The sequence below is a fragment of the Streptomyces sp. NPDC055749 genome, assembly GCF_053617235.1.
This window is the reverse complement of sequence record NZ_JBSHFH010000016.1, coordinates 128,455-147,036: the sequence shown is the minus strand read 5'-3', so window position 1 is coordinate 147,036 and position 18,582 is coordinate 128,455. Positions and strand designations below refer to the sequence as shown.

The window sequence follows — 18,582 nt, the reverse complement described above, 5'->3', positions numbered from 1 at the left end:
CAGCAGTCGTCATCCGAAGCCTCCGCGTGGGGACAGACAGGTTCAGATCTCCGCTCATCTCGCCAGGCGCGTGCCCACCTCATTCAGGTTCGGCGTGCCTGTGGTTTACCGCCACTCGGGCGACGGTCTCCGGCCTCCTGCCCTCTGACTGCTATCGCATGCTGGGATACGGGCGGCCGTCGCGCAGCAGAGGCAGCCGGCCGAACGCGGGCCTGACACCCAGGCCGGCGCAATATTTCCGACCGGAGGCGGGAAGTCGCGTACCGGGATGGCGGTCATCCTGTGCGCCGCTCTGCGCGGTTCGCCCACGACACGCCAGGCACGTGCAGGCGGGAACCACTCCTGCCGCACAACGCGGCACGCGCGGCGTTGGCACCAGGGGCTCCGTGGACTCCGCCTCCGGGGTGTGCGGAGGCCGAGGCGAGGTAGAGGCCCTTCACCGGGGTTTCGGGCCGCCCGGTGCCCGGGGTCGGTCTGAACACCAGTTGCTGGTGGGCGGCTGCCGTTCCACCGTTGATCGCGCCGCCGTGCAGATTGGCGTCCATGGACTCGATGACGGGCGGTGCGAGGAGACGGCGGGAGGCGATACGGGAACGGAATCCTGGGGCCCAGCGTTCGACTTCCCTCTCCATGCGGTCGGCCACGGCTTCCTGTTCGCGCCGGTCCCATCGTCCCGTCACGTTGTCCTCGCCCGCGTCCGCCTTGATCCGGTGCGGCACGTGGGTGTAAGCCCAAGCCGATTCGGTGCCGGCCGGTGAGCGAGTGGCGTCGGTCGTGGTCATCTGCCCGAAGAGGAGGAATGGGCGGTCGGGCACCCGTCCCGTCGCGATCTGAGCGGCGAAGCGCGTGAGACCGTCGACCCCGTCGGCCAGGTGGACCGTTCCCGCCGACGCAGCCCCATCAGCGGTCCAGGGCACCGGGCCGGACAGCGCCCAGTCGACCTTGAATGTCGCGAAGTCCCACTGGAACCCGCGCAGGTCCCTCAGCAGCCGGTCGGGAAGGTACTGTGCGTCGACCAGTTCGCCGTAGAGCGCCGGTGCGGACACGTCGGCCAGCACGGCACGGGACGCCGAAACGGACTCACCCCCTGCGGTACGTACGCCAACGGCGCGTCCGCCGCGTACGACGATCTCGTTGACACGCTCCCCGCACCGGACCACGCCACCGTGCCGCTCAAGCCGCCGTACCAAAGCCGCCGTGAGCGCACCGGCGCCCCCGACCGGCGCCGGAAAGCCGTAGGTCTGTCCGAGCATGGACATCAGCCACCCGAAGCCCCCGCTGCCCGCCGCTTCGGGGCCCAGGTCCGCGTGCAGCGCGTTGCCTGCGAGCAGGAGCCTGGCTGCCTCGCCGCGGAACTGCTCCTCCCCCAGACGACGGACTGGCAGCAACAACATCCGCGCCAGGCGAAGGCCGCCGACCGCCCGAAGCCTCACCGCGAGGCGAACACCGGGACGCACTGGCGGAAAGGGGGTGAACAGGGCGCGCAGAATGTCCGGTCCCAGGCGATTCCACGTGCCGTACAGGTCGAGCCAGGCGGCACCGTCGCCGGGCGCGAACGCTTCCAGACCCGCCGCTGTGTCCTCGGCTCCGCGTTCGAGAACCGCGCATCGGCCGTCCGGCAGCGGGTGTGCCAGAACCCGCGGGGCGCGACTCCAGCTGAGCCCTTCATCCTGCAGATCCAGCCCTGCGAGGACCGGAGAGGCGGCTGCCAGTGGGTAGAAAGCGCTGAAGAGGTCGCTCACGTAGTCCGGGTGGACGCCTCGATCGCTGCGGACCGCACCGCCAGGCTCAGGCTGCGCCTCCAGCACCTCCACCGTCCATCCCGCAGCGGCAAGAAGATTCGCCGCAACGAGGCCATTGGGTCCCGCACCGATAACCACCGCGTCAGGCATCGATACCTCCATGCATTCGCCGTCCCAGTCCGCCCAGCTGCCCTGCCGTCCTCCTCAGGGCAGCGGTAGGGCGGCCGTCAGATCGCCTGGTGCACGCCCTGCGGGGCGTTCTCGACGGTGTCTGCAAGTCGGGCGAGCATGCTGCGGTGGCGCAGCTGGATCAGCGCGTCGACGGCCGTGTTGTGGAGTTTCCCGGCCGGTCCGCGCAGGGGGTGCTCATCAATGGTCACCAGGGCGTTCTCGCCCCAGGGCCGAACCTTCAGGGCGATCCGGGCGGTGCCGAGCCGCCCGCTGTCGACCTCCAGTTCCAGAACCCCCGGGGCCTCGCAACGCCGGACGACGGTGCTTCCCGCCGCGGACCATGGTCCGAGCTGGATCGTGTACGTGATGCTGGAGCCGACCTGCGGCCACACTCCCTCATCAGGCAGCGACTTCGACGTCCCCACCACCCAGTCGCCGTAGCGCGTGGCGTCGGTGAGAACCGCCCAGACATCCTCCACGGTACTTTCGATCAATCGGTGCCGTACGGCCATCGGTCCTCCAGATGTCATCGGCTGGCTGCACCGGGCCCTCCCGCACCCGGCCCCTGCGGGCCTACTCATTCACTCTCGCAAGCATCTGAGGAATTTGCCGCCTGCCGGAAGCCTCACCGCGTACACGACACCGGGTGAAGCTCTCCGCAATATGCGGCGGTGCTGTATGGGCTCCGCGGCACAATCGTTGATCGAACACCCGCGTGCGCGTGACTGCGCCGCCTTCCCCGGATGGCCTACGCGGGGAGGACAGCATGGATTCGCTCCCTCCGTTTCGGGAACAGGTATGTCCTCCTTTCCCTGAGCAGGAGGCGGAAGATGACGAGCGACGAACAGCGCCCTCACGACCCCGTTACCAAGCACCCCCAACCTGACTTTCCTCAGCAGGAGCAGTCGGTTCCTGGCTGGACCGGACCGATGGATCCGCCGCCGGACCACGGTGAGGAGTCCTACCAGGGACACGGCCTTCTCACCGACCGCAAGGCCCTGGTGACGGGTGGAGACTCCGGCATCGGACGGGCCGTCGCGCTCGCTTACGCACGCGAGGGCGCCGATGTGATGTTCACCCATCTGGAGTCGGAGGAGGAAGACGCCGGCGAAACAGTCCGGCTGATCGAGGATGCGGGGCGACGAGCCGTAGCGGTCGCATGCGACATCCGTGAAGAAGAGCAATGCCGGGAACTCGTCGAACGAGCGGTCACCGAATTCGGCCGCGTCGACATCCTCGTCAACAACGCCGCCTACCAGATGTCTCAGCCCGACGGAATCAGCGCCATCTCCACAGAACAGTTCGACCGTGTGGTCCGCACGAATCTCTACGGCATGTTCTGGCTGTCCAAAATGGCCCTGCCCTTCATGCCCAAAGGCGGGTGCATCATCAACTCCGCTTCGGTCCAGGCATACAAGCCAAGTCCGCATCTGCTGGACTACGCCATGACCAAGGGCGCGATCGTCACCTTCACCCAGGGACTCGCGAAAATGCTCGCGCCGGACGGCATCCGCGTCAACGCAGTGGCACCCGGCCCGGTCTGGACACCGCTGATTCCCGCGACGATGCCCGATACAACCGAGTTCGGCAGGCAATCCCCCCTGGGCCGGCCCGCCCAGCCCGCGGAAATGGCTCCCTGTTACGTCTTCCTCGCCTCGCCCCAGGCGAGCTACATCACCGCCGAGGTCGTCAACGCCACCGGTGGCACCCCTCTCCCCTGACTCCGACGGCCACAATCCACCAACCAGGGTCCGCTACGGAAGTTCGCCCCCCGTCGTCCCCCCACGCATCGACTCGGCCTCCTTCTCTCCGCCGCGCTACTCGCGTTCCGCTTCGCTTGGTGGGCCCGGAGGGCGCTCAGGGAACCAGCAGTGTTTTGATCATGCCGTCCCGCTTGTCCTGAAAGGTCTTGTAGGCGTACGCCCCGTCTTCGAGCGGCAGCCGGTGAGTCGCGAAGTCGTCGACGCCCAGAGGGTCCTCGTCGGTGAGCAGCGGGAGGATGTCGTCCACCCAGTGTTTGACGTTGGCCTGTCCCATCCTGAGTTGGATCTGCTTGTCGAACAGCGTCAGCATCGGCAGGGGGTCGGCCGCGCCGCCGTACACACCGGACACCGAGATCGTGCCGCCCCTGCGCACTACGTCGATCGCTGTCCGGAAAGCGGTCAAGCGGTCCAGGCCCACGGTTTCCATGAGACGTTTCCCAAGGGCATCGGGCAGGAGTCCCACGGCCCCGTGCGCGGCTTTCGCTACAGGGGCCCCGTGCGCCTCCATGCCGACCGCGTCGATCACGGCGTCGGTGCCCCGCCCATCAGTGAGATCGCGGATGGCATCTCCGAGATCCTTGCCGTGCCGACGCAGGTCGAAGCACTTGACTCCGTCTGCCGCCGCGCGGGACAGACGTTCGCTGACGAGGTCGACGCCCACCACCAGGCGCGCACCCCTGTGCCTGGCGATACGCGCCGCCATAGCACCGATCGGGCCGAGCCCCAGCACCGTCACCGTTCCCCCGGGCGGAATGGCCGCGTACTCCACGCCCTGCCACGAGGTGGGCAGTACGTCGGACAGGTAGACGAACCGGTCGTCCGGCGGCCCGTGCGGGACCTTGATCGGCAGGCTGTCGCCGAAGGGTACTCGCAGCAGCTCCGCCTGCCCTCCGGGCACCTGACCGTAGAGCTTGGTATAGCCGAAGAGAGCGGCTCCCATGCCATGCTCGCGGACCTGCGTGGTCTCGCACTGGGACTGCAGCCCCTGATCGCACATGTAGCAGCGCCCACACGAAATGTTGAATGGGATGACGACCCGGTCCCCGGGTACGAGCGAAGTCACCTGGGAACCCACCTCCTCCACTATGCCCATGGGCTCGTGGCCGAGGACGTCTCCCGGGTCGAGATAGGGGCCGAGGACCTCGTACAGGTGCAGGTCGGACCCACAGATGCCGGTGGACGTGATCCTGACGATGATGTCCGTCGGGTCCTCGATCCGCGGATCCGGAACGGTTTTCACCTGGACGTCCCTCTTACCCTGCCAGGTCAGTGCGCGCATAGTGCAAATCCTCCCCGGGAATCACTTTCACGACGCCATTACCTGGACGTCGGAAGAGGAGAGACGACTTACGTAATTTCCGCGGTCGACTTACAGGGCGTGCCACGAACCCGACTGCCCATCCCGGTTTCCCCGCACGTGCCCTTCTTGCGCAAAGCCTTTGGCTTGCGGGATGCTCCGCGTCCGAGGCCACTGCGCCCCGCTTGAGGCCGCCGGTCGTGCCGGCCGGCGACAGGGGAATTGCTGACTGTCCAGGTAGTGGCTTTACCCGAGGAGGCAGCGATTGCAGCGGATGCCCGACATCACGTCATGTACGGCGGTGAGCCGCCGCCGCGCGTGAGACCACATCACTGGACGCGGGATTTCGGCGGAGAGCTTTCCGTGTCCTCGTCGTCAGATCCTGGTACGTAGACGTCAAGTACCTTGATGTTGATCTCGACGACTTCGAGTCCGGTCATGGTCTCGACCGCATCGGTGACGTGGATGCGGATGTTCTTCGCGGCCTCCAGGATAGGAATGCCGTACTCCACCACGATGTCGACATCGATGGCGGTCTGCTTTTCACCTACCTCCACCTTCACCCCACGGCCGGGGTCGCTGGAGCGGGACACCTTTTCCTTGACCGCCCCGAGAGCCCGTGAGGCGCCCCCTCCGACGGAATGTATTCCGTCGGTCTCGCGCACCGCTATTCCGGCGATCGTCGAGACCACGGTGTCCGCAATGACGGTGGTCCCACGGGTTCCGCCTTCTGTGCCACTCGTTCCCAGTGCAGTTCCGCTCTTACTGTCGTTTGTCGCCATGAGTTCCTCGCACATGTAGTTCTGCGAGAGGGCGGACCGGACCCGGCGGATTCCTTCCGCCAGCCTGTGCCCCCAGTTCCACTTTGCTCCGGAAGGCAGTCCTCCGCCATTCGGGTGGGTGGGAGCGGATACAGACAGCGAATCGCCGACAGCAGCCGGCTGTTCCCGGGTCCTCGCGTCAGTTTCGAGGCAGGAGACTGCCCAGCGGCCCCAGGTCCAGATTGAGATCTTCCGGACGTACTCCGTGCTGTTCGCAGAGCTCCGTCATTCGCTGGTCGAGGAGCATGAGCGTCGTACCGATCTCATCGGTCTGGTCGTCGGTGAGGTCACCCTGGTTGATGCGGCGCAAGGCCTGCCGTTCCATCAGTTGACGGAGCAGCTCGACCACAGTGAGGACCAGGGTGACGAGGTCGCGCCCCATCTGTTCCGAGTCCAGGTCGACTCGTGAGGTCGTCACAGCGGCCCGCTGTCCGCCCAGGGGGCAGGCACGCGTTCGTTGACGGACGACAGCAAGGCGTGCAACGACACCCGTACGAGAGGGACGTCGGCAATCGCGATCACCAAGTCGCCGCTGATGACGACTCCGGTGCCCAGGACCCGGTCCAGGAGATCGACCAGCGGCACCCCGATGGGCCCGCTCAAGGCACCCGGGCTGTCCCAAGGAACCACGTCGTGCGTCACGCCTCACACCTCGCCCACGAAGGAGTACGGGACCCACGGACCCGAGAGTTCGATTTCTGCACCGGTCCGCTCTCGCAAGCTCTTTGCCAGCAGGTCCAACTCCGCTGTCCGGTGTTCGGCGACCAGATACGTGGCGTTGAGCACCTGAACCCTGCCCTCTCCGGCGACACCATGACCGTGCGGCCGGAGTCGGCGGGACGCTGTGGCGATACGGCTCACATCCGCGTCCACGGCCTCGGCGACGCGCAGGGAGTCCTCCTGCCGCAGCTCGCGCTGCGCCTGCAGGCTTCGTTTGCGCTCCAGATAGGCGCGCCCCGCTCCGGGGGCCGGACGGGCCCGGCCGGCCTCTGCTCTCGGCTGCTCCGGCGAAGCGGCGCCCCCACCGCTCTGTGGGTTGGGCGCGTACACCTTCACACCCCATTCAGCATGATGCGCGATACGTCGCAGTGCGGTGTGGAAGCGCTCCGACTCGTTGGTCAGCGCGAGCTTGGCCCTGTTCTCCCCGTTGTACAGCGTGGCCAGCGGCAAAGGGACCGTGGCGGTGCGGGCGGCGACCCCTGACACGACCGCGTGGTGGGCACGCGCGTACCGCTCGAGTTCGGTCTCGTCAGTCAGTCGCTCCTGCCATGCCTCGTCAGTGAACTCGGCCGACCGAACGGTCTGCACGATCGCGGTGAGAGATCCGAAGGAAAGAGAACGGACTGGTTCATCCTGAGTGACCCCGATGACCCCAGCGAGGTCCAAGCGCTCCTCCGCACGGCAGACCGCGTATACGTAGATGGCGTTCGTATCCGAAGCCTCGGGACCGCGCTCCGTCATGTGCCTCTGCTCTCCCTCGGTCATCGTTCGGACGAAGCTGTCTCTTCGGACCTGGATTCGAGCGCCTCCAGGCGTTGGCGCAGATCGCGATTCTCGTCCTGCAGAGCGTTCCGTGCCGCATTAGAGCTGAGCGCCGGATCGTTTTCCCACCAGTCGATACCGGCTTTCTTCGCGGTGTCCACGGACGCTACGAAAAGTCGCAGGCGGATGGTGAGCAGCTCGATGTCGAGCAGGTCGATCTTGATGTCCCCAGCGATCACGATGCCCTTGTCGAGGACGCGCTCAAGGATGTCGGCGAGATTGGTGGTCTGTGGCCCGGCCACAGGGTAGGAAGCGTCCTGTCTGAAATCGAGGTCAGTCACTGCGAGCCTTCCGCGATCGCCGCTTCGTGGGGGCTGCCCGCCTTCTGGGCGGCGCCTCGTCCTCTTCTTCCTCGCCGTCTTCTTCTTCCTCGCCCTCTTCTTCCTCTTCGCCCTCTTCTTCTTCCTCTTCGCCCTCTTCTTCCTCCTCGCCCTCTTCTTCCTCCTCGCCCTCTTCTTCCTCCTCGCCCTCTTCTTCCTCCTCGCCCTCGTCCTCGTCCTCGTACTCGTCAGCGTCGCCCTCTGCTTCCGAGCCTTCTTCGCCCTCTGCTTCTTCCTCTTCCATGGCCTCGTCATGGGACATCACGACTTCTCCGTCGCGGATCTCCCCGCGCCACCCGTCCGGTTCCTCCTCGGCGAGAGTGACATACCGCTGGAAGTGCTTGAAGTCGAGTCGCACGCGCCGGCCTTGAGCACGCCAGATGTTGCCTGTCTTCTCGAAGAAGCCGGCCGGGTAGTACTCGATGACCAGGACGATGCGCGTGAGAGACGGTGCCAGTTCGTGGAAGCTCACGGCGCCCCGCGTGGTGCCCTTGGCGCCCTCGGACGTCCAGACGATGCGTTCGTCGGGCACCTGCTCCTGAACTGTCGCCTTGAAGCTGCGCGAGGACGGCCCTACCTTGACCTTCCAGTCGCTGGCCATCTCGTCACTCATCGAGACGTCCCGCACGCCCTTGGCGAAACTGCTGAACTGGTCGTACTGAGTCCAGTGGTCGTAAGCGGTGCGCAGCGGCACTCCCACATCGAGCACCTCGATGATGTTCATGACCTTGCCGCCGCTCGCCTTGCGCTTGCCCTTGCCTCCGCCGAAGGCTTCCTTGGCCTTGTCAACGACCTTGTCCTTGACGCCCTTGGCCTTCTCGGAAACGAATGCCTTGACCGGCGATTCGCCCTTGAGGACGCGGGAACCGATGGCCGGCAGGGAGCCGCCGTTCTCCGCGACATCGGTCAGCTGACCCGTAACGTTCGTCAGCTTGTCCCCCGCCTTCTCGGCGAGTTTCTCCACTTGCGCGCTGAGGAAGCTGGACAACTCACCGCGGAGCTTGTCCATTCCGGACTCTTCCGCCTCAGGCTCTGCGTTTTCCGTCTTTGCCATGACTCGCTACCTCCGACGACTGGGGCGCTTGGAAGGAGCCCGCTTCGCTGACGACGAGTTACCTGCTGCCGTCTTCTTGGCGGCGGTCTTCTTGGCCGGAGACGTCTTCTTGGCTGCGCTCTTCTTGGCCGGGGCGGACCTCTTCGCTGCAGTCTTCTTGGCCGGAGACGTCTTCTTACCTGCGGTCTTCTTGGCCGGGGCAGACTTCTTCGCCGCAGTCTTCTTGGCCGGAGACGTCTTCTTGGCAGCGGCTTTCTTGGCCGGGGCGGACTTCTTCGCCGGGGCGGTCTTCTTGGCCGCGGACTTCTTCGCCGCGGTCTTCTTGGCCGGGGCGGACTTCTTCGCCGCGGTCTTCTTCGCCCCGGAGGCACGCCTTCTCGGCGGACTCTTCTCCGGCTCTTCCTCGGGCTCGTTCTCTTCTTCCTCGTCTACCGGCTCCTCGTCCTCGTCCTCGTACTCCCCCTCAGGTTCTTCCTCGTCCTCGTCCTCGTACTCGTCCTCGTCCTCGTACTCCTCCTCGTCTCCCGGTTCGCCCTCGTCCGCGGATTCCTCTTCGTCCTCGTACTCGTCCTCTTCGCCTTCTTCCTCCGGCGCCTCTTCGTCCTCGTACTCCTCGTCCTCGTCCTCATCCTCATCCTCATCCTGCGGAGGTTCGATGAGACGGGCCGTGCGGTCGCTGATCGCGTCGGCCAGCGAGCTCATGCTGCGGTTCGCGGCGGCGGTCATGGCCTTGCGGCCGGCGTCGAGGACCTCGCCACGAAGCTGGTCCTGAAGTTCCGCGATTTGGGGAACCTCTCCGAGACGGCGCATTCCTTCCGCGGCGAGCTGGCGGGGCTCCAGGCCGAATCGCCGGCCGGCCAGGTAGGTGGCGACCGTGAGAGCCAACCGCCCCTTCTTGGTCCGGCCGAGCACATAGCCGCCCACCACTGCGACCGCGAGGGTCACCTTGGTCTGGTCTTCCATGAGCAAGTCACCTTCGATCGATCTGTGACCGGCCGACCCGTGCGGCATGCAGCCGATCAAGCAACCGTTCCTCTTCCCGTTCGAACTCCTCCAGGGTGATGTCTCCGGCCTCAAGTTCTTGGTTGAGCACTGCCAACTGCGCACGCAGAACGGCGGGGTCGTGCAGCTCGCGCTCGGCGGCGTCGTTGAGCTTCTCCGCTACCCAGATCACGCCACGGACCGGCGCGATGGGGAACGTGAGCAAGCCTGTGATCAGTCCCATCTCACTCCCCGCCTACGGGTACAGGGCGTGCCTCGGACGAGACGAAGCTGTAGCAGGGCAGCGGACCGGCGAGGCGGAGTTCCACATGCTCCCGATTGGCCTCGGCGAAGTTCCGTGCCCTGGTGAGGAAGCTGTCGGCGTCGCCGTGGTCAACGAGGAAGGACATGTTGAGCGCGCATCCCGAGACCTGGGGGCCCGCAGCCACCGCGCGGGCCCGGGGCGTCAGCTCACGCAGAATCCGCTGCCCTGCCACGGCTGCCCTGCGGGTGAGAGCGGCAGCGATGGCTTCGCCCAGCCGGAGACTGGCCTCGTAGCCTGGGTGCCGCCGTGCGGCATCGCGGAGCTGCCGTACGTTCTTCTCCTCGGCAACGAGGGCCGGCAGCGCGTTCTGCGCCGGAAGTGCCTTGACGTTGATCTCGATGCGGCCGGCAAGCTGGTCGAGGGTGGCGGAGTGCTCGGATTCGGCCGCGGCCAAGTGTTCGAGAACCGTCTCCTCATCCGGCGCGACCATTCCGAACCGCATCGGCAGCACCGGTCCTTCGACCGTCAGGCGCATCAGAAGCTCCTGGTGCGCCAGCAGGTCGCGGCGTCGTGCGCGCAGCTGGGGTGGCGCGTCGCTGATAACCGCGTCGAGGACGCCCTGCCTGGCCGTCCGAACAGCGGCGGGAGGCGATCCCACGCCGCTGGTTCCCTTGGGGAGAGCTGTTCCTGCCCGCAGGATCGCGTAGACGTACACACCCTCGGCCGCCACGTCATGCCTCCACGCGTCGTCGTCGGCTCGCGCTGCTGCTCGAAGCGGCCCGCCGCTTCCTCGGCCGCTCGTGCTCTTCTTCCTCGTCGTCGTCCTCGGACTTCTCGCCGCCGCCTACCGCCTTCTTTACGGTGTCGCCCACCGTCTCGGCGGCCTTTCGCACCTTCCGCTTGCCGACAGACTTGGCCACACCGCCACCGAGCAGCTCAGGGATGGTGGTGCTGCCGGAATCACGCTCCAGGTCGAGCCGGTTGCATGCCTCGGCGAATCGCAGGTAGGTGTCCACACTCGCGACGACGATGCGCGCGTCAATCTTCAGAATCTCGATTCCGACCAGCGAGACCCGGATGAACACGTCGATGACCATGCCACGGTCAAGAATCAGTTCCAACACGTCGTACAACGTGCCGGCGCGTGGCGGGCAGGCCACCACTTCGTCGGAGTAGGTAGTCGCGGGCATGGAGTGTCCTTCCAGCAGGGGAGCGAAAACGGGTCACTCGTCGGCTGCACCACGTCGGTAGCGCCGGACCCTGTGGTATTCCAGGAGTTCACCGGCCCGATCTAGCTGCACCTCGTACGAGGCGAGGAGGCTTGTGGTGTCGGGAATCCGTGGCACTTCCAGAACGTCCACCACCACACACCAGCCGTCGTCGGAACGCCGGACAGCGGACACCCCCTCCGTGGGGTGACCGATCAGCCCCTCCAGGCTTTGGCAGGCAGCGTTGGCCGCATCCTCCGGCCCCCGCGTCGATCCTGCGCGGTGAGCGGGCGCCGTCTTGGATCTTCCGGCGCGTGTGCGACGTTCTTCTGCCATAAAGCCAGTCTCGCCACTCCAGCCAGCTACGCATCTTGAGCGATGCCATCAGTGCGCACGGCTGTCACCCGGGGCAGTGACGGGCAGGCAGGGTGCACTCCGCAGTCCGGACTCCGACAATCCGCCTGGCGGAAGACTTCCGTCCGGAGCCTTCAGCAGCGCCATCGCTTTCGGGGATGTCGGCCTTGAGACGCTGCGGCACGCAATCACGACCGGCACCACACATCCGGTCCTGGCACTTCACAGTTCCCGCAGGGCCAGCAGCAGCTTCTGCTCCGCCCGCTCCAGATACGGTTCCTGGCGGCGCCCGCCGATCTGGATGAGGGCGACCTCGGTGAACCCGGCATCGACGTAGGGTCGAACCGCCTCGACGACTGCTTCGACGTCTTCACCGCAGGGGATGGACTCTGCAACATCCTCAGGCCGTACGAACTGTGTGGCGCCTGCGAACGCTGTCGGGCCTGGCAGTTCCGAGTTGGCGGGCCGGCCTCCGCCGAACCAGCGGAACTGGTCGTGGGCGCGGGCGATCGCCGCGGCGCGGTCGGTGTCGTAGCAGATGGCCCACAACATGTTCGTTGAGGTTCTCCCCAGAGCTGAGTCCGAGGCGGAACCGTCCCTGGGACGGAAGTTGCATCGTGGCGGCCTTCTGTGCGACGACTGCCGGGTGATACCGCCTGGTAGGACAGGTCACCTACGTCATCATCGGGATGCGATCGGTGGCCTGCGCGGCAGCCCCGAGCACGCTCCAGGCGTACGAGGCGTGGCCCTGGGAGTCCAGCCATGGGAAACAGCGGTCTGAGGTGACGGAGAAATCGAAGCCGGCATGCTCCGCGCCGACACCACATGGCCAACGAGCTCGCGCGGCGGCCTGCTCGATCATCATCGTGTACCCGATCTGCACCCTGTCGCGCTTCTCCTCAGTATGCGGGCGGCGTTCAGGGGTGTCAGAAGCAGGCGAAAGTTCTCGTGAAGGCCGTCCTCCTGCGCCTTACTCCGTGGTCCGGTGCGCCTTGGTCTGGAGCCGGAGATCGACTTCCTTCTCCTGATCCCCCGACGCCGTGCCGTGCTCCTCCACAACGAACGCGGTGCCAAGGGCCTCGCAGCTCTGGTCCACAGCGAGATAGCCGCCCTGCAAAGTGGCAGTGACTGGGGCAGTCAGCGTCGTCGGCTCAGTTCGCGCCCGCTGCTGCGTCGGCTCGATTTCGGCTGTCCACACGGCAGGCTGATCGCCTGGCTGTTGCGTCCTCCTTCGAAGATCCTGAGAGGGTTACGGTGACCATCGCGGCCACGCTCCTTTCTACCGAGTTACGGCGGTGAGGGATGCTCTACGCCGAAGCGGGTGAAACGATCGCGCAGGCTTGAGCCGACTGCTGGGCGCGTGCGCGTCGCTGAGCTCTCACCAGCCTTGGCGCCTGCCATCCGTCACGTACGTCTGTGGCAGCTTGACGTTCCCTGGCTCCCACGTCGCGCGGAGCATCAGGCCGACGGCCGGTCGGGCCTGCAACGCCCCAGTGTGGAGTCGTACTGGGTCTGTGGTCCCGACAGCTGGCAACGGGCAGTTGTCAGGGCCGCATCGACATCCGGTGTCTCCGTCGACAGACACAGCGCGTACACCAGATCGTCCATGCCCTTACGCGCCTCCGCGCCTCCACCTCCGCCATGCAGGACATTCAGCGCCTCGTATTCCCTGACCAGACCCCACAACACCACGGGATGCGCTACTGAACTTGATTGGGTGATGTCGGACCGTTCGCCTGACATCGGCTGAGTCGGGTCGGTAGCTGTGAGGGTGTGAGATACGCGCAGGGTGGCGGCTTGACCGATGCCAAGAGGGCTGCAAGAGAGCGGATCCGGCTGGAAGCGGTCGGTCGCTTCGAGAGCGGCGCGAAGAACCGGGAGATCGCGGCCGCGCTGAGGGTGAGCGAGCGGTCTGTGGAGCGCTGGCGCCGTCAGTGGCGTGAGCGGGGTGAAGGGGGTGTCCGGTCGAAGGGATCGCCAGGGCGTCCGAGGCTTTCGGCAGACCAGATTGCCAGACTGGAGCGGGAGTTGGAGCGCGGCCCGCTCGCCCATGGCTGGGCTGACCAGCGGTGGACACTGGCCCGGGTGAAGACTCTGATCGGACGGTTGTTCCACGTCGGCTACACCGTGGAGGGGACATGGCGGCTGCTGAAGCGCCATGGCTGGTCGTGGCAGCAGCCGGCCCGCCGGGCGATCGAACGTGACGACAAAGCTGTGGAGTTGTGGAAGAGGGAGGTGTGGCCGCAGGTAAAAGTACGGCGGCGGCCCGCGGGGCCTGGATCGTCTGTGAGGATGAGGCCAGCCAGTCGCTGAGGCCGCCACGCGCGAGGTCCTGGGGCCGCATCGGTCAGACGCCGGTCGTCCGCGTCCGGAGCAGGGGTTCCGGACGGGTTTCGATGGCGGGAATGGTCTGCTTCCGACGCGGAGACCGGTCGAGGCTGATCTACAGCTTTCGCGTCCACCGGGGCCGCAAGGGCGAACCCAAGGGATTCACCTGGCAGGACTACCGCGACCTCATCGTGCGGGCGCACAACCAGCTCAAAGGCCCCATCGTCCTGGTCTGGGACAACCTGCGCACCCATCTCATGCCGCAGATGAAGGACTTCATCGCTGCGAACGAAGACTGGCTGACCGTCTTCCATTTCCCGTCCTACGCACCCGACCTCAACCCGCAGGAGGGCATCTGGTCCCTGGTCAAACGGGCGATCGGCAACCTCGCCGCCGCGAACCTCGACCAGCTCGCCACCGCCGGGAAGCGCAGCCTCAAGCAGACCCAATACCGACCACACCTCGTCGACGGCTGCCTCATAGGCACCGCCCTGACCCTGACCAGCTGACACGATCAGGCCGACATCTCACATTCAAGTTCAGTAGCAACGGAGCCTGACGGCCCGCACTTCGCCCCCGCGTCACGCGGCGTCGCCTGAAAACCCCTTGCTCCCCAGTCCGCCTGCTTGGTGGGATGCAGGGGGCTTGGCTTCGACCGCGGGAGGGAACAGCTTGGCGGTGTTCGGGTGTGCGGGCTGCAGTGCGGTCCTGACACGGGCGGTGTCGGAGGTGGCGTTGCCGATCCACCTGGCCGACACCCACTGGGAGACGCTGCACCCGCCACTGCTGGAGGCCGGGTCCTACGCCGTCGACCCCGCACCGTTTGGGCCGCCGTGGCGGCAGTGGGACGAGGTCGGGGCGCGCGAGGCGGCTGAGCGAGGGCGCTTCGCACCGTTCGGCGCGCTGTCCAACGGACCGTCGGACACCCTCCTTCTCGCGCCCGGCGACATGCGCGGCACCAGGCTGATCCTCGAGCGGGCCGGGGGCTACTGCATGGGGATCGACGGGAGGGACGGGCCGAACCTTGCCTGCCTGGGCTGCGATCTGCCGGTCGGAACGAGGATGGACGACTGCGGGTGCTGGCAGGTCATCCGGCTCCTCCCGCAGGCAGTAGTGCGGCTGCCCGGCCCGCCGGAGCGGCCGATCACGGAGTGGGCGGAACTGCTGGCCACCGGCGCGATGTGGCACCGGCTGAGCGAGTACCGGGACATCCCGGCGGGCGTGGCCATCGCCCAGGTGGTGGTGGCCGCCGGGGGCGCGCCGGTCGACGTCGCGCCCGGACTGGTCGCGGAGCTCCTCGGCCGGGCACTCGGCGCGCTGCTGCCCGCCGGGCAAGGCGCGAAGCGGCTGGACCTGGCGGGACCGGGGATTGGCGAGCCGACCGCTGACCTGGTGCTGGTGCCGGTCCATCCGCAGACTGGAGACATGTGGCAGCCGCGCGCTGGGGCGGTGCCGGTACCTATGGATGCCGCGCTCTGGGCCGAGCTCGCCTTCCCGCCGCACCGGACCCGGCTGCCGGTGGTCGGAGGGTTGCCAGCAGGCGTGGAGCGGGACGACCCGCTGCCGCCGCACCCGTGGTACCCCTTCCAGCCGTCCAGGGAGGCGTTCCGGTACACGCTCGCGCGGATGCCCGCCGTCAGGGAACCGTGGCTGCGGGCGATCTACGACCGAGGATGCTAACCCGTCAGAAGTAGTGCGGACCGAGTCTGAGCTGAAACCAGGACGCCCCCTGATTACACATGGCTGACCGACATCACGCATTCAACTTCAGTAGCAGCATGACGGTTCTCCTCAGCTCACCGGACACACTTCTACGTGCATCGGCTGCCCGACAATCAGCCCCGCATACGCGGTCTTTCCGGCAGACGGCCCGAACCTTCAGCCGAATGCTGCCGCGGACTGGCGCTCGCAGCTGTTTCGGCGGTTGTCTGATCCAACGACGGGACGGCAAGGAAACGCTGGTTTCCCTACTCCATAGCTCTGCGCCGAGCATCCCTCACTGACGCAGGCCCGCCGGAGAGGTGATCTCACTTGAGTGAATCTGCCGCCAGAGACGGTGAGCATCTTTGGCACGACTTCCTGGCAGAAGTGCACTCCACAGCCCCGACAGATGTGCTGTCCCTCGTCAATCGGTACGCCGCCCTCATGGGCCTGCGCCAGGTCGACATCTATCTCGTTGACCTACAGCAACAACGACTGACGTCGTTGTCCGGTGAGGTGCAGATCGACGTGGATGCGTCCTTGGCCGGCTGGGCTTTCCGGGCGCTGGCATTGCGAGTGGAGAGTACCGACACTGGCACTCTGATCGTTTGGCTCCCACTCGTGGATGGGGTGGAGCGTCTGGGAGCCGTCGGCATCCACGTGGATTCGCTGGACAGCACGCGACTGAATCGCTGCAAATCGCTCGCGTCCATTCTCGCGATGGCCATCACTTCGAAGCGCGCAGTCAGTGACCGCTTCGTGCAACAGGCACGCACCGAAGCAATGACGCTACCGGCGGAGATGGTAAGGGCGTTACTACCGCCCCGGACGATCGGCGAGGCTCGGGCCCTCTCTACCGCAGTCCTTGAACCGGCCTATGAGCTCGGCGGAGACGCCTTCGACCACTCACTGACCGAATCGACGCTACACGCGGTGATCCTGGACGCAATGGGTCACAATCTTGCGTCAGGAATGACCACCGCAATGGCGATGGCCGGCTGCAGAAGTGCCCGCCGTAAGGGAGCCGGGCTACGCGAACTCGTCAAAATCGTCGACGACGCCCTCACCGAATGGCTTCCGGAGCAGTTCTGCACCGGCATCGCTCTGCAACTGGACATGTCCAGCGGAATTCTGAGCTGGATCAACTGCGGCCATCCCCCTCCCCTGCTCATCCGTGATCATCAGGTACTGGAAAATGCCCTGGACCGAACCGGTGAACCTCCGATGGGCACACCCGGAAGTCTTGTGCCTTCATCGCGAGTAGTACACGAGGTTCCCTTGGAGCACGGGGACCGGGTCCTCCTCTACACGGACGGTGTGACCGAAGCCCGATTGGCAGGCGGACCCCAATTCGGCCTGGAAGGGTTCACGGCGCACATCATCCGCGCCACCGCTGCGGGCGAATCCGCTTCGGAAGCCCTCCGACAGCTGATCCACTCGATTCGAGAGCGCCAGAACGACAAACTGAATGATGATGCCACGATCCTTATGATCGAGTGGCGCTGAACCCCGTTCGAGGGCGGTCGCGGTGCTGGCAGCATCAAGCCATCGGTACACGTACAAAGATGAGCTAGGAGCCAAGAGCCGTGACCGACCTGGATCCGTTCACCGACGTACTCGACTGTCCGCTGTATGTCGTGACCGCCGAAGCGGCCGGCGAACGGGCCGGTTGCCTGGTCGGTTTCGGTTCGCAGTGTTCGATCCGGCCGCCCCGGTTCGTGGTGTGGCTGTCGAACGCCAACCGCACGTACCGGGTCGCCGCCCGTGCTGATCGGCTCGCGGTCCATCTGCTCCGCCATGACCAGGTCCACCTGGCCCGCCTCTTCGGCGGCGAGACCGGTGACAGCACCGACAAGTTCGCCCGCACCGCATGGCACCCGGGCCCGGGAGGGGCGCCGGTGCTGGACGAGGCGCCCGCCTGGTTCGTCGGCCGCGTCGAGAATCGGCTCGACGGCGGCGACCACGTCGGGTACCTGCTCGCCCCGGAGGCTGCACAGCACCCCGCGTGCAACGGCCTCCGTCTGCTGTCCTTGGCCGACGGGCGCGGCATCACGCCGGGCCATCGGGTGAACTGACTGGAATCGGCCGGCCTCCGAGGCGGCATCCTGCGACTCAGAAGTTCCCTCTCGGAACGCTCTCGTTCCAGGTCCGCGAGAAGACTCGGCGGCCACCTTCGTAGCCGTCCAGCGCGGCATCGACGTGGAACTCGTTCTCGTCCGACGCCAGGCGGACTCGCCGCTCACCGATCCGAAGTCGCCCGCGATGGAGATGTACTTCTCGACGGCCCGCAAGCCGACCTCGATCCCGTTGTCTTCGTACCGCTGAAGTCCACGGTCCTTGACGATGTCGAGCGAGGAATGGTCCGTGAATCGCTCGGGCCGTCCTCCAGAATCGTGGCCGGGCTGCGATGCACCAGGTGCCTGATTGGCCGATCACTCTGGGTAGAGCGCCGCGATCCGGGGCAGTCGGGCGGCGACCTCTTTGTGGTCGTCGAAGTCGAAGTCCCAGGCGGGATCGAGGCCGGGGTAGTTGATGGTGTAGGCATCGCCGGGTAGTTCTGTACCGGTTGCGGCCTCGTAGGCGTACCAGGCGATGCTCAGGGATGGCTCGCCATCGAGATCGATTCCTTCGGCTGCTGCCGCCTGAACAGCTGGTATGTCGGCGAGGCGGTCGGCATCTGCTGTGACCTGCTCGAATACCGTGCGGCCCTGGGCGATCAGCCATCCGCGGAAGTACTCGAAGCCGTCGTCGGAGCATCCGCCGTTGATGAGGTAGGCGGCAGCCCAGAGGGGTGCTTGATAGGAGGCGGCCATGAGATCCCAAAGGACCTGCTGGGCCGCGAGGATCTCCTGGGGCTCATGGGCGGCCAGCAGTACGGTGGCCTGCTTTGCGATGTCGTCGGCATCCGCAGAGTCGCCGGCTCTGCCGCGAGCTTGCTCCATCAGATTCCAGAACTGTTCGATGTACATGACGGCACAGCATGGCACCCGGGTCAGACAACCTGACCGGAGTCGACCGGGCGCCTACTTGAGGGG

At 66.2% G+C, this 18,582-nt stretch carries 21 protein-coding genes and 2 pseudogenes; 5 read left to right on the top strand and 18 right to left on the bottom strand.

All coding sequences use genetic code 11. From position 1 onward, the window contains the following. Window positions 1-275 precede the first annotated feature (275 nt). On the bottom strand, window positions 276-1,892 hold the full coding sequence (locus ACWGO0_RS15235; protein ID WP_453533729.1) for a phytoene desaturase family protein: 1,617 nt from the start codon (window positions 1,890-1,892) through the stop codon (window positions 276-278). A gap of 77 nt (window positions 1,893-1,969) precedes the next feature. Beyond that, window positions 1,970-2,425 carry an SRPBCC family protein gene (locus tag ACWGO0_RS15230; RefSeq protein WP_453533726.1) on the bottom strand — a complete coding sequence of 152 codons (456 nt, stop codon included), beginning with the start codon at window positions 2,423-2,425 and terminating at the stop codon, window positions 1,970-1,972. A gap of 318 nt (window positions 2,426-2,743) precedes the next feature. Between ACWGO0_RS15230 and ACWGO0_RS15225 the strand changes: the two genes are divergently transcribed. Further along, window positions 2,744-3,634: an SDR family oxidoreductase gene (locus ACWGO0_RS15225; protein ID WP_453533723.1), complete on the top strand. Its 891-nt coding sequence runs from the start codon at window positions 2,744-2,746 to the stop codon at window positions 3,632-3,634. Between the two features lie 136 nt (window positions 3,635-3,770). On the opposite strand, the gene ACWGO0_RS15220 is transcribed toward ACWGO0_RS15225, so the two are convergent. From ACWGO0_RS15220 to ACWGO0_RS15155, 14 genes and pseudogenes are all read right to left on the bottom strand, one after another. After that, window positions 3,771-4,955 (bottom strand): alcohol dehydrogenase catalytic domain-containing protein, encoded by a 1,185-nt coding sequence (locus tag ACWGO0_RS15220; protein ID WP_453533720.1) that lies wholly within the window; start codon window positions 4,953-4,955, stop codon window positions 3,771-3,773. A 347-nt stretch (window positions 4,956-5,302) separates the two neighbouring features. After that, on the bottom strand, window positions 5,303-5,755 hold the full coding sequence (locus ACWGO0_RS15215; protein WP_453533717.1) for an Asp23/Gls24 family envelope stress response protein: 453 nt from the start codon (window positions 5,753-5,755) through the stop codon (window positions 5,303-5,305). A 178-nt stretch (window positions 5,756-5,933) separates the two neighbouring features. Next, window positions 5,934-6,212 carry a gas vesicle protein K gene (locus ACWGO0_RS15210; protein WP_453533714.1) on the bottom strand — a complete coding sequence of 93 codons (279 nt, stop codon included), beginning with the start codon at window positions 6,210-6,212 and terminating at the stop codon, window positions 5,934-5,936. After that, on the bottom strand, window positions 6,209-6,436 hold the full coding sequence (locus ACWGO0_RS15205) for a gas vesicle protein (protein WP_453533711.1): 228 nt from the start codon (window positions 6,434-6,436) through the stop codon (window positions 6,209-6,211). Before ACWGO0_RS15205 ends, ACWGO0_RS15210 begins: the two co-directional genes overlap by 4 nt. 3 nt (window positions 6,437-6,439) lie before the next feature. Next, complete coding sequence (locus tag ACWGO0_RS15200; protein ID WP_453533708.1) at window positions 6,440-7,255, bottom strand: GvpL/GvpF family gas vesicle protein; 816 nt, start codon at window positions 7,253-7,255, stop codon at window positions 6,440-6,442. A 20-nt stretch (window positions 7,256-7,275) separates the two neighbouring features. Further along, window positions 7,276-7,617, bottom strand: coding sequence for a gas vesicle protein (locus ACWGO0_RS15195; RefSeq protein ID WP_453533705.1), 342 nt, complete (start codon window positions 7,615-7,617; stop codon window positions 7,276-7,278). Beyond that, window positions 7,610-8,710 (bottom strand): SRPBCC family protein, encoded by a 1,101-nt coding sequence (locus ACWGO0_RS15190; protein ID WP_453533703.1) that lies wholly within the window; start codon window positions 8,708-8,710, stop codon window positions 7,610-7,612. The genes ACWGO0_RS15195 and ACWGO0_RS15190 overlap by 8 nt, the downstream gene beginning before the upstream one ends. Window positions 8,711-8,716: 6 nt before the next feature. Next, entirely contained in the window at window positions 8,717-9,673 is a 957-nt protein-coding gene (locus ACWGO0_RS15185; RefSeq protein ID WP_453533754.1) for a histone protein, read from the bottom strand. Window positions 9,674-9,680: 7 nt separating this feature from the next. Next, window positions 9,681-9,935 (bottom strand): gas vesicle protein GvpG, encoded by a 255-nt coding sequence (locus ACWGO0_RS15180; protein ID WP_453533700.1) that lies wholly within the window; start codon window positions 9,933-9,935, stop codon window positions 9,681-9,683. Between the two features lies 1 nt (window position 9,936). Continuing rightward, window positions 9,937-10,686, bottom strand: a complete 750-nt coding sequence (locus ACWGO0_RS15175) for a GvpL/GvpF family gas vesicle protein (protein ID WP_453533697.1) — start codon at window positions 10,684-10,686, stop codon at window positions 9,937-9,939. Between the two features lies 1 nt (window position 10,687). Further along, entirely contained in the window at window positions 10,688-11,146 is a 459-nt protein-coding gene (locus ACWGO0_RS15170) for a gas vesicle structural protein GvpA (RefSeq protein ID WP_453533694.1), read from the bottom strand. A gap of 33 nt (window positions 11,147-11,179) precedes the next feature. After that, a complete protein-coding gene (locus ACWGO0_RS15165; protein WP_453533691.1) occupies window positions 11,180-11,500 on the bottom strand; it encodes a gas vesicle protein GvpO in 321 nt (106 codons plus the stop codon). Between the two features lie 240 nt (window positions 11,501-11,740). Then, window positions 11,741-12,383, bottom strand: a pseudogene (locus ACWGO0_RS15160) (LLM class flavin-dependent oxidoreductase). A gap of 593 nt (window positions 12,384-12,976) precedes the next feature. After that, window positions 12,977-13,261 carry a DUF5133 domain-containing protein gene (locus tag ACWGO0_RS15155; protein WP_453533688.1) on the bottom strand — a complete coding sequence of 95 codons (285 nt, stop codon included), beginning with the start codon at window positions 13,259-13,261 and terminating at the stop codon, window positions 12,977-12,979. A 30-nt stretch (window positions 13,262-13,291) separates the two neighbouring features. Here ACWGO0_RS15155 and ACWGO0_RS15150 point away from each other — a divergent pair. The 4 genes from ACWGO0_RS15150 (at window position 13,292) to ACWGO0_RS15135 (ending at window position 17,622) form a co-directional block, all read left to right on the top strand. Next, a protein-coding gene (locus ACWGO0_RS15150) for an IS630 family transposase (RefSeq protein WP_453533686.1) occupies window positions 13,292-14,355 on the top strand; the annotation gives its coding sequence in 2 pieces (ribosomal slippage) (window positions 13,292-13,753 and window positions 13,756-14,355; 1,062 coding nt in all). Window positions 14,356-14,575: 220 nt separating this feature from the next. Beyond that, window positions 14,576-15,526: a hypothetical protein gene (locus ACWGO0_RS15145; RefSeq protein WP_453533683.1), complete on the top strand. Its 951-nt coding sequence runs from the start codon at window positions 14,576-14,578 to the stop codon at window positions 15,524-15,526. Between the two features lie 351 nt (window positions 15,527-15,877). Next, window positions 15,878-17,053 (top strand): PP2C family protein-serine/threonine phosphatase, encoded by a 1,176-nt coding sequence (locus ACWGO0_RS15140; RefSeq protein WP_453533681.1) that lies wholly within the window; start codon window positions 15,878-15,880, stop codon window positions 17,051-17,053. An 80-nt stretch (window positions 17,054-17,133) separates the two neighbouring features. Continuing rightward, entirely contained in the window at window positions 17,134-17,622 is a 489-nt protein-coding gene (locus tag ACWGO0_RS15135) for a flavin reductase family protein (protein WP_453533678.1), read from the top strand. A 37-nt stretch (window positions 17,623-17,659) separates the two neighbouring features. Here the strand turns inward: ACWGO0_RS15135 and ACWGO0_RS15130 are convergent. After that, a pseudogene (locus ACWGO0_RS15130) lies at window positions 17,660-17,907 on the bottom strand (CocE/NonD family hydrolase); the annotation flags it as partial. A 72-nt stretch (window positions 17,908-17,979) separates the two neighbouring features. Further along, on the bottom strand, window positions 17,980-18,516 hold the full coding sequence (locus ACWGO0_RS15125) for a DUF4240 domain-containing protein (protein WP_453533675.1): 537 nt from the start codon (window positions 18,514-18,516) through the stop codon (window positions 17,980-17,982). Window positions 18,517-18,582: the final 66 nt, after the last annotated feature.

What these genes read in the sequence shown, in the direction of transcription:
- ACWGO0_RS15235 (WP_453533729.1), bottom strand. Translation starts at nt 1,892, where the DNA reads ATGCCTGACGCGGTGGTTATCGGTGCGGGACCCAATGGCCTCGTTGCG.
- ACWGO0_RS15230 (WP_453533726.1), bottom strand. Translation starts at nt 2,425, where the DNA reads ATGGCCGTACGGCACCGATTGATCGAAAGTACCGTGGAGGATGTCTGG.
- ACWGO0_RS15225 (WP_453533723.1), top strand. Translation starts at nt 2,744, where the DNA reads ATGACGAGCGACGAACAGCGCCCTCACGACCCCGTTACCAAGCACCCC.
- ACWGO0_RS15220 (WP_453533720.1), bottom strand. Translation starts at nt 4,955, where the DNA reads ATGCGCGCACTGACCTGGCAGGGTAAGAGGGACGTCCAGGTGAAAACC.
- ACWGO0_RS15215 (WP_453533717.1), bottom strand. Translation starts at nt 5,755, where the DNA reads ATGGCGACAAACGACAGTAAGAGCGGAACTGCACTGGGAACGAGTGGC.
- ACWGO0_RS15200 (WP_453533708.1), bottom strand. Translation starts at nt 7,255, where the DNA reads ATGACGGAGCGCGGTCCCGAGGCTTCGGATACGAACGCCATCTACGTA.
- ACWGO0_RS15190 (WP_453533703.1), bottom strand. Translation starts at nt 8,710, where the DNA reads ATGGCAAAGACGGAAAACGCAGAGCCTGAGGCGGAAGAGTCCGGAATG.
- ACWGO0_RS15185 (WP_453533754.1), bottom strand. Translation starts at nt 9,673, where the DNA reads ATGGAAGACCAGACCAAGGTGACCCTCGCGGTCGCAGTGGTGGGCGGC.
- ACWGO0_RS15180 (WP_453533700.1), bottom strand. Translation starts at nt 9,935, where the DNA reads ATGGGACTGATCACAGGCTTGCTCACGTTCCCCATCGCGCCGGTCCGT.
- ACWGO0_RS15170 (WP_453533694.1), bottom strand. Translation starts at nt 11,146, where the DNA reads ATGCCCGCGACTACCTACTCCGACGAAGTGGTGGCCTGCCCGCCACGC.
- ACWGO0_RS15165 (WP_453533691.1), bottom strand. Translation starts at nt 11,500, where the DNA reads ATGGCAGAAGAACGTCGCACACGCGCCGGAAGATCCAAGACGGCGCCC.
- ACWGO0_RS15155 (WP_453533688.1), bottom strand. Translation starts at nt 13,261, where the DNA reads ATGTCAGGCGAACGGTCCGACATCACCCAATCAAGTTCAGTAGCGCAT.
- ACWGO0_RS15125 (WP_453533675.1), bottom strand. Translation starts at nt 18,516, where the DNA reads ATGTACATCGAACAGTTCTGGAATCTGATGGAGCAAGCTCGCGGCAGA.